General features: G+C 43.4%; 7 protein-coding genes. 4 read left to right on the top strand and 3 right to left on the bottom strand.

The features are described from left to right. The first annotated feature begins 12 nt into the window (after positions 1-12). From C900_RS02615 to C900_RS02600, 4 genes are all read left to right on the top strand, one after another. A complete protein-coding gene (locus C900_RS02615; protein WP_009578007.1) occupies positions 13-1,140 on the top strand; it encodes a PQQ-dependent sugar dehydrogenase in 1,128 nt (375 codons plus the stop codon). Positions 1,141-1,245: 105 nt separating this feature from the next. Beyond that, the gene (locus tag C900_RS02610) at positions 1,246-5,139 is read left to right on the top strand and encodes a CHAT domain-containing protein (protein WP_009578006.1); all 3,894 of its coding nucleotides are present in this window, start codon (positions 1,246-1,248) and stop codon (positions 5,137-5,139) included. A gap of 64 nt (positions 5,140-5,203) precedes the next feature. Further along, positions 5,204-7,168: an OmpA family protein gene (locus C900_RS28040; RefSeq protein WP_009578005.1), complete on the top strand. Its 1,965-nt coding sequence runs from the start codon at positions 5,204-5,206 to the stop codon at positions 7,166-7,168. 677 nt (positions 7,169-7,845) lie between these two features. Continuing rightward, a complete protein-coding gene (locus C900_RS02600; protein ID WP_009578003.1) occupies positions 7,846-8,946 on the top strand; it encodes a type 1 glutamine amidotransferase domain-containing protein in 1,101 nt (366 codons plus the stop codon). A 218-nt stretch (positions 8,947-9,164) separates the two neighbouring features. On the opposite strand, the gene C900_RS02595 is transcribed toward C900_RS02600, so the two are convergent. The 3 genes from C900_RS02595 to C900_RS02585 form a co-directional block, all read right to left on the bottom strand. Further along, positions 9,165-10,673 (bottom strand): T9SS type A sorting domain-containing protein, encoded by a 1,509-nt coding sequence (locus C900_RS02595; RefSeq protein WP_009578002.1) that lies wholly within the window; start codon positions 10,671-10,673, stop codon positions 9,165-9,167. A gap of 175 nt (positions 10,674-10,848) precedes the next feature. Further along, positions 10,849-12,018, bottom strand: a complete 1,170-nt coding sequence (locus C900_RS02590; RefSeq protein WP_009578001.1) for an ABC transporter permease — start codon at positions 12,016-12,018, stop codon at positions 10,849-10,851. Beyond that, positions 12,015-12,950, bottom strand: a complete 936-nt coding sequence (locus C900_RS02585) for an ABC transporter ATP-binding protein (RefSeq protein WP_009578000.1) — start codon at positions 12,948-12,950, stop codon at positions 12,015-12,017. Before C900_RS02585 ends, C900_RS02590 begins: the two co-directional genes overlap by 4 nt. Positions 12,951-13,174 lie beyond the last annotated feature (224 nt).

The raw sequence follows: 13,174 nt of genomic DNA, 5'->3' as shown, positions 1-13,174 counted from the left end.
AAACTGCGAGCCATGAAAAGACATAATGCGCACTCGATCTGTATAACTGTAATTATAACCCTTGTACTAAGTTTCGGATCAGCCTGCTCTCAGGATCAAAATACTGAAGCCGATAACGGAGAGATCCAGGTGGAGGATCTTACTGACGGCCTTAATCACCCCTGGGGTATGGCCTTTCTTCCTGATGGGCGGCTGCTGGTAACAGAGCGTTCCGGAAATTTGAGGATACTCAGCTCTGGCAATGCCCTTTCAGAACCTCTCAATGGTACACCCAAAGTATTTGCCAAGGGTCAGGGCGGCCTTTTGGATGTAGCCCTGGATCCCGATTTTAAGAACAACCAGCTTGTTTACCTGGCCTTTTCAGAACCCGGACAAAGCAATATGGCTTCAACCGCTGTAGGTCGCGGCAAGCTGGATGGAAATAGTATTAAAGAATTCACGGTACTTTTCAGGCAGGAGCCTAAAGTAGACGGTCAGAACCACTTTGGGGGACGAATAGTATTTTCACAGGACGGTAAGCTGTTCTTAACAATGGGAGAAAGATTTAAGTTTGATCCAGCTCAGGATCTTTCCAATCACATGGGCGCTATTGTTCGTATCAATCCTGATGGTTCCACGCCTTCCGACAACCCTTTTATCAACCAGCAAAATGCAAAGCCCGAAATATGGTCGTATGGCCACCGCAACATTGAAAGTGCAGCTTTTGATGATCAGGGCCGGCTTTGGATTGCTGAAATGGGCCCTAAAGGTGGAGACGAGCTTAATCAGCCTGAGGCGGGGAAAAACCATGGATGGCCTGTTGTCAGTTGGGGCGAACACTACGATGGGAAGGATATCCCTGACCCTCCTACACGCCCGGAGTTTACTGATGCTTTGATTCACTGGACCCCCGTTATTTCACCTTCAGGCATGGTTTTTTATACTGGTGAAATGTTTCCCGAATGGCAGGGAAGCTTGCTTATCGGGGGCCTTACAGCCCAGGCCATCGTAAGAGTAAGGATTGATGGACAAAATGCCGAAGAAGTAGAAAGGATCGAACTTGGCGCCAGGATAAGAGACGTAGAGCAGGCTCCTGATGGCTCGGTTTATGTGCTTACCGATAAGGGTAACGGTAATATTTGGCGACTAAGCATCAGGTAATCAGCAATAAACCCGTTTCACATACAGATGTAGGATATTCCCTCAATTTAGCGGGCAATGCATTGAAGCAATGCTTATTTTATGCCAAAGCGTTTAATCCCGCAAATGATACAACAGGCAGGAATACCTGATTTTTTAAACTATACTTTTCGATTTTTTTCGGAAGCACTGCTATCATTATGCTTTGATCTGAAAGTTTCCATAGCCATCTCGCTACTAGGGTTTACTTCACAAACCTTATATAGCCAAAATTGGCAATCTACATACAACGAAGCGGTTGAGGCATTTCAACAGGAAGCTTATGAGCTGGCGTTGCAAAAAGCCCAAAAGGCACTCCCGCTTTCGGCTCAAAACGGATTAAAAGCAGAGGCTTACTCTCACCAGATACTAACCGCAACACTTCAACAACTTAACCATTTCGAAGGAGCGATCGAATATTGTAACCGTGAAGCAGAATTATTTGCGGAAATAGAAGGCCGGGAGTCACATCATTTTATGGAGGCCCTTGAAAAGCAGATCTTTTTTTGTGAGAAGTCAGGAGCTATTCAGCAGGCACTTCAAAACTACAGTCACCTGGCTGAGATCAAAAAATCCGTATATTCAGAAGATTCGTATCAATACCTGGCAAATGAAGTATTCTGGGCTCAACTTTTGTCGATGGTTGATGGAGGGGAAGTCTACGCCATAAAGAAGTTAAAAACAGCACTTCCGATGCTGCAGCAGTACCCGGAAGGTGGAGAAGATCACCTTCACGGTCTCTTCACTCTTGGGTATTTAGAATGGAGCAATGGCCGCGCCAGTGATGCGATGCAAACCCTCAGCACTTTCAGGGCTACTTTGGAAAATAATAACCTGACCGACTGGCCAGAGTACGCTCAGGCAGTAAATATACTCACGCAACTTACTCAGGAAGCTTCGATACATTACACGGAAGCCTCTGTGGGCAACCATGCACAAATATTGAATCAGTTGTTAAAAACCGGCCTCGAACAAATGACAGCAGGACAACACGAGGAGGCTATTCATTCGTTTGCAACAGGCGCTAAGATTGCTGAAACTAACAATATTGTCAGCAATACCTCCTTTTCCCTGTACTTTAATGGTGCTGAGCAACAGATCAGGCTGAAAAAGCCTGAGGAAGCTCTCAGGTATTGGGAAAAAGCCAATGTAGCAGCGGCAAAGCTTTACCGGGATATTAGTAGGGAACAGGCATACATGGCCTTGCAAAAAGGAGATATTGCACGCCTCGTTCATGATCTTCCCGAGGCAGAAAAGTACTACAAAAAGTGCCTGGATATCAGTTTCCAATTATCCGTGAACGTTGCCTCGTCCATTTTTAAGGACATATTGTCACGCTGGATGAACCTGTACAGATTCCAGCCTGGCATTGATTTGCTGAACAAATATCTCCGGCATCCAGAAATTACAGATGCGGACCCTGAAATATTTAATTCCATTCTACTTTTGGGTTATGAATGCTTCATCCAGACAGGCCGGTTTAATGAAGGCCTATCCCTCCATACAACACTAAAGCAGCATTTTCCCGGGCAAATGAAACATGCCCGTATTGCCTTGATGTTATCCCGGCTGTATTTGAGCCTGGGAGATTACAAGGCAGCAGAAGAGGCAATGGATCACATCGTAAACGATACCAATCTGGTGGTAAAAGCAGAAAGCCACCTTCAGATGGCGAAAATAAAGCAGGTCACCACAGATTATGGAGCCAGCGAATCACATTACAGAAGCGCCATAAAAGCCTTTTCTGAGGCTAAAAACCCAGTAGCGCTGGCTGATGCTCAAAATTCATTATCAACATTTTACATCACACTAGGCAACTATAAAGAGGCCGAGAAAAACTACAGAGAGTTACTAAAAACGACAGATAATACTACACGCTTTTATGCTGATGTGGCCCAAAATTTAGCTTCGGTTTACCAGCTTACAGGAAATTATTCGATGGCACTACGGCTACTGGAAAAAGTGCTTGAAATAGACGAAGCCACTATCGGACGTGATGATCCGAAGTATGCCATATCCCTGCAAAACCTTGCTGCCGTTTACCATAAAACGGGTCATTTGGAAAAAGCGCTGATACTATACGAAGAAGCGCTAAGTATCGATAAAAAGCATTATGGCACACAACACCCCTCCTACGCCAATAAGCTTAACAATATTGCCATCATATACCAGGATACTGACCAGGATGAAAAGGCACTGGCGCTGTTGAAAGAAGCGATGGGTATACGTAAGTTAAAACTTGGAGTAAAACATCCGGATTATGCCCACAGTCTGTATAACCTGGCTGTTCTGTATCAGAAGCTAGGAAATAGTAATGCCGCCATACTTTTTTTTGAAGAAATGAAAAATATATACCTCAATCAAATCAGTGAGGTATTTCCTGCGCTCAGTGAACACGAAAAAACAGCTTTCTATCAGAAGATTGCTCTTCCTGTTAAGGCCTATCTTGATTTCGCGATCCACCGCTCCATTGCCGATCCCGCTGGCACCGCGGCTCTATTGGATTTCCGCTTAGCGACAAAAGCAATCCTTTTAAATGCCACTTCAAAGGTCAGGCATCAAATACTTAACAGTGGCAATTACGAGTTGATAGAGACCTTTAATCAATGGATACGGCTTAAAGACAGGCTGGCCAGAATTTACGCTTCCTCTGATGAAAGTCTGGTACAATATGAGCTGGAAATCCTGGAGAGGCAGGCCAATCTACTAGAGAAAAGCCTGTCCATATCCTCATCGGAATTTGCAGGCACCTTTGAGCATTCACAGACATCATGGAGGGATGTCCAATCAACGCTGAAAGATGGTGAGGCTGCACTGGAAATTATTCGCCTCAAACTCAATACAAAAAATGATTCTATAGTCTATGCGGGTCTTTTGGTAAAGCCTATGGGAAATTATCCTGAACTCATTCTTTGGAAAAATGGTGAAGAATTGGAAGGGCGTGAATTCAGGCGATATCTCAATTGTATCAATTTCTTTGTGGATAATAGTGCTTCTTTTGAAAAGTACTGGCAGCCGGTAGATGCCAGGCTCAATGGAATCCATACGCTCTATGTCTCGCCTGACGGGGTATTTAATAAAATTAACCTTAATACGCTTCATAATGACAGACAGAACAAATACATAATTGATAAGTTGTCCATTCATCTTATAAGCAGCTTAAAACAACTTACTGAGAAAAAGCAAAGCACTACCCCTACTGCCCTCACAGCCAGTTTATTCGGATACCCCAGTTATCGCTCACAAACCGCTGGTGAGTTGGAATCGGGTGACATCCGTATTGCAAGAAAGAGAAGTATTATTGTTCAGGGGCAACTGCAGCCCGCTACAGGCTTTGATGAACTCCCCGGAACAAAGGACGAGGTAGAAAAGATCGCCAATCTGTTAACAACCTATGGGTGGCAATGTAATATTTACATGCGCGATCAGGCGGATGAATTTCGGATAAAAAAAACCAAAAATCCCACCATTCTACATATTGCCACACATGGTTTCTTTAAGTCAGAGTTCGAAACTGAGCCTGGCCACGGTAAACAGGAAGAGCCCAACACCAACCCTCTCATGCTCTCCGGACTGCTGCTAGCTAATTCAGAAACTAATGCGTTATTAAAAATGAACGGTAAGAATTTACCTCTGTCAGAAGAGGACGGTATTTTGACAGCATATGAAGCTATGAATCTTGCGCTGGACAAGACAGAGCTCGTGGTGCTTTCAGCATGCGAAACGGGAACAGGCAAAGTAAAAAACGGAGAAGGGGTGTATGGCTTTCAACGATCTTTTCTTGTTGCCGGTGCGCAAACGGTGATTATGAGTTTATGGAAAGTAGAAGACGCTGTTACACAAGAACTGATGGTTGAATTTTATAAGCAATGGCTTGGCGGAAAAGATAAGATCGCAGCTTTCAGAGATACACAGCTTGTGTTAAAGGAAAAATACGACACTCCATACAATTGGGGTGCTTTTGTAATGATCGGCAATTAATAAAATAAATATTTAGGTTATGATTGGAAAATTCAAAACCGTCTTCCTAGTTCTTACTAGCCAATTGGCAATATTTAAACTGGCTGAGGCACAGTCTGAGCGGATCAACACCATAAGCAGTGATAAATACGTGGAGTTTGCCCCGTCTATAAGTGCCGATGGAAAAACACTGATATTCCAGTCGAATCGCGGATCAGCCTGGGAGCTTTATAAGTCAACACTTAGTGACGATGGCTGGAGCGCGCCCATACCTTTGACCTCCATCAATGAGAAATGTGATTTCATTGCCGGTCCATCCCTTAGCTATGATGGAAACTTTCTTTACTATACAGCCTTTATTGAAGGGGTAACTACCTCCGAGGACATCTATTTCTCGAAAAGAATGGAGAGCGACCAGTGGAGCGTTCCCGAAAGCATTGGTGCACCGATCAATACCGATGATTATGAGGGTTTCCCAAGTATTTCATCAGATGGCAATTCACTATATTTTATACGGGTTAACCAAAACAACCCCTATAACAAAAAAGAAAAGGAGCATTGCTTTTCGATATTCGTTTCCCATAGAGACTCCTCGGGAAAATGGGGTGAACCTGTAGCTTTACCACCTGTTATTAATAGTGGCTGTGAAAGGGATCCGAAAATAATGGCTGACAACAGAACGCTGATCTTTTCCTCCATTAAAGAGAATGGCAAAGGGAAATATGATATGTATCAAACGCAGCTAAAAGATGACGGCACCTGGATGGATCCCGTGGCGCTCGAATACATCAATTCTAAAGCCAGCGATCAGTCACCTTGTATATCAGCATCTGGTGATCAGATGTATTTCTTTAGTAATAACGATATTTATGCAGTAAACATTCCTAAGGAATACCATCAGAATATCAATGTCACTGTACAAGGCATCATAACCGGAACCAATGGCCCGATGGAGGCCACGATAAGGGTTAAAGAAGTGAAATCTAATCAGGTGATAGCACACCTGACAAGTAATCCTGCTGATGGCAGGTATAGTTTGGTATTGCCCGCAGGTGGCAGGTTTGTTGTTACATTCACCACCGGACAACACCTGATAGAGGAAGTACTACTTGATTATTCAGCGGTAACGACATACCAGGAAGTGCATCAGGATATAAAGTTGAAAGATCAGTTTGGGTTGCTGCTACAAGTGAAGGACAAAGATCTCGAGAAGCCGGTGTCTGCTTTCGTTACCATTACGGGCAGGAGCAGTAAAAAAGTCATTTATAATGACTCGCTTCTGATTTCTTCCATCCCTTTATCAGTTGAACTGAGTTCCAAAGAAGGTTACCATGTCAGCATAGATGCTGAGGGATACTACCAGGTTGAAAAAGAACTTGCATTTGACCCAACACTGTGGTACCCCCGAGCTTATGAAGTTGAAATTGAACATGAAAAGATCCGGACAATGGTAGAAGTTACAGACATCACTTCCGGGAAAAAACGTAGTACCAAAATCTACTTTAAGAATAATGATGAGGATGAGGTCATCATTGCGAATTCCAACGAAGAAGTCTATCTCCGCAAGGGAGACCGCTATGAAGTAGTAACGAGTAGTGATAAGGGGTATGTATTTTCTTCCACAATGATTACTGCCGGTAGTGGCGAACACGATGAAACCGGTGCTTATAAAATTAAACTTCAGACCAGGAAAGTGGAGGTTGGCTCTCACCTGGCACTTAACAATATTAATTTTCCAGTCAACTCTGCAGAGCTTGATTCTACGTCTTATTTTACACTCAATCGTGTAATTGACCTTTTAAAGGACAACGAGAACATAGCCATTGAAATAGAAGCTCATACAGATGATATTGGGAACGATAATTTCAATCTGGAACTCTCTAAGAAAAGAGCTCAGAGCGTAGTTAACTACCTGGTCAGCCACAGTATCTCAGAAGCACGCCTGCGAGCGCGGGGCTACGGAGAAGCAAAGCCGCTGATGCCTAATACTTCTGCTGAAAACCGGGCGCTAAACCGGAGAGTTGAGTTGCTGGTATTATCGGTAGATTGATTTAGGATCGACAATACGACATAAAAATAGCCACTAACCGCTCTATAGCACCAGCTCCCGGACCTGTTCCCATAGCCGTTAACTTAAGAGAATAACGAGCCCCCAGAGGGGGTAAATCTTTGTAGCCCGGGGTGAAGCCCCGGGTTTAAACGAGAAGTTGAGTGTGCCATAGGAAGGCCCAACCATGGAACACAGGCTTCCTTGGCACACATGGCAGGAATGAGTTCGAAGCATTTACCTTAGTAAGCATGGATGCGCCAAAATAGCCTTCTCATCTTCCCAAGCTTGAATGTGGCGCATAAAAAAATCTAATCCTATCCCGGGGCTTCACCCCGGGCTACCAATATTGCATCCCTACCGGGATGCTTAAGTTAACGGCTATGGGACCTGTTCCGGGACCCTTCAGCAAAGTGCTCACTGAAAAGTAGTCTCGGCAAACCCAAGCAATAGTATGGCAAAGAAAAAAATCCTGTTCTTCGGATTTTCATTGCTTTTGGCGGAGTATCACATCGGTCATCTCCCTACTCCAAAGGGCTCCGGAACAGGTCCGGGGACTGGTGGTTAGGATGTTTTTACAAGGGACTCTTCCAAAATGATCTTTTACTCTTACGAAATGATCATTTTGGAAGACTTTTCTGTGACATAGCTGCTTGTTTGTCCAAAAAACAATAAAAACTATGTCAAGGAAAAAAACTCTTATTAAATGGTCGTTAATCATTTTTGCCACATTGATTATTTCTACAGTTGCTTTTGGATTCTGGTTTATGAGCCTGATCAAACCTTCGGAAACAACAGAAATAGATATATCAAAAGCTGCTCCCACAGATCTAAGCTATCTGACGGCTGACTCAATACCTGTCAGAGGTAAAATACTGGCTGTCGTAACAAGCTGCGGTGTGATGGGCGACAACGGCAAACCTACAGGTTACGAACTGACGGAATTATCACGTGCGTATTACGTATTTATGGCCAATGGCTTTGAAGTAGATATAGCCAGTCCGCTGGGCGGTAAGCCTCCTGTAGTGATTGACGATGAGGATATGGGTGTCTACGATTATGCTTTTTTGAATGACACTATCGCCCAAATCAAGGTTGATCATACTATTGCTATAAAGGATGTGACACCGGATGACTATCAAGCCGTATATTTTGTAGGTGGCAAAGGCACTATGTTTGACTTCCCTGATAATAAATATATTCAGTCGCTGGTACGTCAATACTACGATTCCGGTAAAGTGATCGGAGCTGTTTGCCATGGACCTGCCGCATTGATAAATGTTACGTTGAATGGAGGTCAACACCTGGTGGCAAATAGAAAGATCAGCGGTTTCACTAATGAAGAAGAGCTGTTCTTAATCCCCGATGCACCCGATATCTTCCCTTTTCTACTGCAAGATAAGTTAGTGGAAAAAGGCGCGCGCTTTGACAGGGGTAGTATGTACCTGGAAAATGTCGTTCAGGACGGAAGCCTTGTGACAGGCCAAAATCCCTGGTCGACCTGGAAAGTAGCCGGGCAAATGATTGAACAAATGGGATATGTACCAAAAAAACGAGAAAAAACTACTGAAGAGAATGCCGTAGAAATTTTAAATGTTTATGGGAAGATTGGATATGCTGCAGCCAGGAAGCACATCGATGAATTCCACTCAAATGGAAGGTTAGTGAACAGAGAGCTTGTTGCTGTACACAGTATAGTAGCTGCCATGCAGTGGAAGCTTGGGAACGCAGTTGCTTTGATCCGCTTGCTTGCATATGCGAAATCTATTGAACAAAAATAGGGTCATTACTAAAGATACAATGAGATTCACCACCCAATGCTATTAAATGTAGAATGTCATTCCAGGGAAGAGAGATCTTATTCAGAAACGTTGATAAACTGTATCTTAACAAGATGCTTCCAAAGTCGGCATGACAATTCTTTTATCGAAATCAGTCCTTATTAGGAGCATTGCGATTCAGCCCCGGGATCAATGATCCCGGGGCTGAATCGCAAATTCTACCTGTTCGTTTTAACAAGTCTTTGGCGTATTATTCTTTTAGAGGTGATGACCTTCAGGTAGAGCGTTCCCTCCTTGCATCCGGCTAAATTAAGTTGCTCCATTGCATTATGACCGGAAAAGGTCCACATGTCTATTACATCTCCATGACCATCAATTAACTCTACAGATTGTATCTGCTCATTTTCAAATTCAGACACATCAATGGTAACTTCACCCTGTGTTGGATTAGGGTATGTTTTCAAGGTGGGTTCGTTAGTCATTTGAGCAGTTGTGATTGTACTATTGCAGACAGGTTCATAAGTAACAGTAGCCGGACCTAAATTAAACCCTCTACAATTGTCTTGTATAAAGCAATAGTATGTGCCGGGGATACTAGTGGAAAAGGTGCTGTCAGTGGCTCCCACGATATCTTCCAAAACAGTTCCGTTATCTTTCCGCCATTGATAGTGAAAAGGGGGCCAGCCTCTATATGCTCTTGCAACAAGCACAGCTTCACGTTCAGGACAAGCTACTGCATCTTCAATATCATGAAACCACATGGCAGCCACAACAAACTCCACCTCATCGGAGATAATTGTTTCGTTACAATTTCTATTGATGATCTTGCATCTGAACTTACCAGGTTTTTTTGGGGTATAGTTTGGCGTACCTGCTGATCCGTTCACGCTATCAAATATCCATGAATCATTAAAAGGATAGTATATTTCCCAATAATATGAATTGTAGCTATCTCCTCCTGCCACAACAATGCTAAACGTAGCAGATTCGCCATAGCAAACAGTGTCTGATTTGGGTTGTGTCGTGATTGAAAGGGGAACATATTCTTTTAATTCCACCCGGTTTGTTTTTACCTTCTCCCCACAACTCATGATTTTGCACCTGTATCTGTTGACCTGATCCGTATAAAAAGAAGATGAATCAGCCCCTGGTATGTTGCTCCAGCTATACGTGCCATCAGCATTTTGTCCACGTACCTGCCACTGGTAAGTATAATTGCCGTCACCACCGGTAGCAGTGGCCTGAAAGGTTTTTCCTTCTCCAGGTGTACATAGCGTCTGCTGCTCAGGTGATGCAGTTGCGGCCAGCGGTGCGAAATACCTCACACGTGCCTCAGGCTTCACTACTGACTCTTTATTACAGCATTTAATCACGCAACGATACCTCCCGTTAGAGGTGGCTATATACGAAGTTGTTGTTGCATCCAGGTTTAGCCATGTGCCATCCTTTTGCAACTTTTGCCATTTATAGGAGTACATACCATCCCCACCGGAGGCTATGGCAGTCAGCAACACGCCATTGCTCACATCATTCTTGCAAACCCTGATATCTTCAGGTGTTATGCTGGCAGATAGTGGAGAGGTCTCCGTGTAATACTTATTGCCGATGGCCACATTTTGGCTGCCAGGTGATGATAATAAAAAAGAATAGTTGAAGAAGAGCGGCACGGCCAAAAACAGCAATCGCACCCTTTTTCTTAGTTCCTGTAGTAAAAGATTTCTTTTCATAATAATACATTTTCGTTTTTACGAAAGTGGGTCTATCGTTATGCAAAAGCTAATTTCGATGGTAAACAAATGGTAAACGTAGTGGAAATTAAAGGGACGGAACACATCCCCGGAAAACATTAAAAAGATAGGCTTTGAAGTTTACAGTCGCCTCAGCGTGCTTTTTTAAGCACACTTATCCCTCCCTCGCAAGCTTCCATACCTCTTTCCAGGTGGGCTCTTTGCCACTGATAAGGATCGATACATGAAAAATTTTAGCCGCAAGTTTTCTAAAAAGGTAGAATGTGATCACGAGTACGGCAAAAGATCCTGCTAGTTCCCACCAATCTACCACTGACACTACCCAGCGCATGGGCATAGCAGTAGCCGAAGTTAAAGGAAACCAGGAGAGGAACACACCTGCCCTATGATCGGGGCTTACTAGCAGAGAAGCTACTACAAAAATTAGCGGAACCAGCATCAATGAGCTCTTTCCCGAGTTGTTCGGGTCGGTGATTACCGATGCAATGGCTGCCATCATGGCATTCCACATCATAATCCCCACCATGGTAAAAGCCAGGAATATGAGAATAGAAGGCAGGTGTAGGATTTCAATAATATTGCTCACAGGCCTGTCTGTAAACTGGAAATAGAGCATTCCTCCCAATGAGCTGATAATGGAATAAGCTACTACTGAAGAAAGACCTGTAAGCGTAATTCCCAGTATTTTTCCATCCATCCATGCCTGAGGTTTGATAGCTGATACGATCTGCTCGGTGATCTTGAGCTGCTTTTCACCGGTAATTGCGGTAAACTGATAGGCAAAGCTAACGAGTACTGCCATGATCATCAGCCCTGCGAAGAAGTAAACAAGGACGCTTCGCGCTCCGCTATCGTCAAAATACAATTGCTCTACAATCGCAGGACTGAGAATTTTGTCCAACTGCTTAGTTGTGATGCCTAACTCTTCAACAACTTTTGTTTGGGTGTAGCTATTTAGCTTTTTTTGCAGCAGCTTCAGTGCTGCCGGCTTTTTCCATGAATGAAGCACATAACCTGTATCTTTTTCCAATAACAACAGCCCTTCTTTCTCATCAATAATTTCCTTTAAAAACTGATCTTTTGCTGTTAAGGAAATCACCTCCACATCAAATTCCTTTGCAAGCGTATCAACGAGACCAGGAGCAGTATTTTCGAGTAGGGTTAAAGTGTTTTTTTCTGTATCAGACATCACATATTTACTACCCAGATAGAAAAAACTAAATAGTATCAGCATAATGACAATGCCGACCAATTCATTTTTAGGCTTATAAAACCTGCGGTATTCCCATACTGTCACTGTAAAGACCTGCTTCAGATATTTCATGGCTGGTGTTCTTTAACAAGTTGAAGAAATATATCATGCAAACCCGGTTGATGGCTTTTTATATTAGTAATATTTTCAAACTTACCCAACTCACTCAGGGTTTGGCCAAGGTTGGCGCCTGGCTTAAGTGTAATTTTTGTTTCATAGCTATTTTCAAATACTAAACTTTGCATATCTGTCAAAATACGAAGCTTTTCTTCGGGCACTTCGGTGCTAAAGCTGATATTAAGAATGTGCTGATGTCCATAAGTCTTAAAAATTTCGGCCAGTTCTCCATGAAATATTTGCTCGCCCCTATTCATAAGAAAGACCTTTTTCGCCAGCCGTTCAACCAGCGGCATCTGATGAGCGCTTAATAGTATGGTTGTTCCCTGCCTGTTGATCTCCTTAATATATTCAATAAACTGCTCCTGGTTAATAGGGTCGAGGCCGGAAAATGGCTCATCAAGAATAACAAAGGCAGGCTTATGCAATATCGAGGCTATAAACTGTATCTTTTGCTGATTTCCTTTGGATAGCGCCTGCAGTTTTTCCCCGGCCCTATCCGCCAGGCCTACCTTTTCGAGCCATTCCATGGCAGCCTTCCTGGCAGCATCAGCATCCATTCCCCTGATCGTGGCAATGTAGACTAAAGTGCGTATAATGGGTAGTTCAGGGTACAGCCCTCGCTCTTCCGGCAGGTAGCCGATCTCTTGTGAGGATGGCAATCGGGTATTTTTTCCATTAATATTCCAACTGATGATACCACTATCGGCCTTGATGATATCAAGCAAAAGACGAAGTGTAGTGGTTTTCCCTGCTCCGTTGGGCCCTAGAAAGGCAAAAATATCTCCTTCGTCCAGTGAAAAAGAGATGTCTTTTACAGCCTGTCTATTTTGATAGCATTTGCTAAGTTGCTCTACCCACAGCAGTTTATTTGAATTACGATTCATTGGTTTCTGATCAGGAAATCCTTAAGTTATTACCCTGTTGACATAAAAGGTACGATGGCACAGTCGTTGTTTTTTCATATTTGTATTGAGCGGTTGGAATGGAGGTTAAATACGGCAATACCGCAATTAAAGATCGTCAAGAAGTGACAGCGCAGCTTTAAATTCTCGTTGATAGTAGGTACAGGGAGGGTAGCGAATTTGTCACTTCTTATAAAGTACGTTTT

The organism is Fulvivirga imtechensis AK7, assembly GCF_000331535.1.
GTDB classification, from domain to species: Bacteria; Bacteroidota; Bacteroidia; order Cytophagales; family Cyclobacteriaceae; genus Fulvivirga; species Fulvivirga imtechensis.
This window is presented reverse-complemented; position numbering and strand designations above follow the sequence as displayed.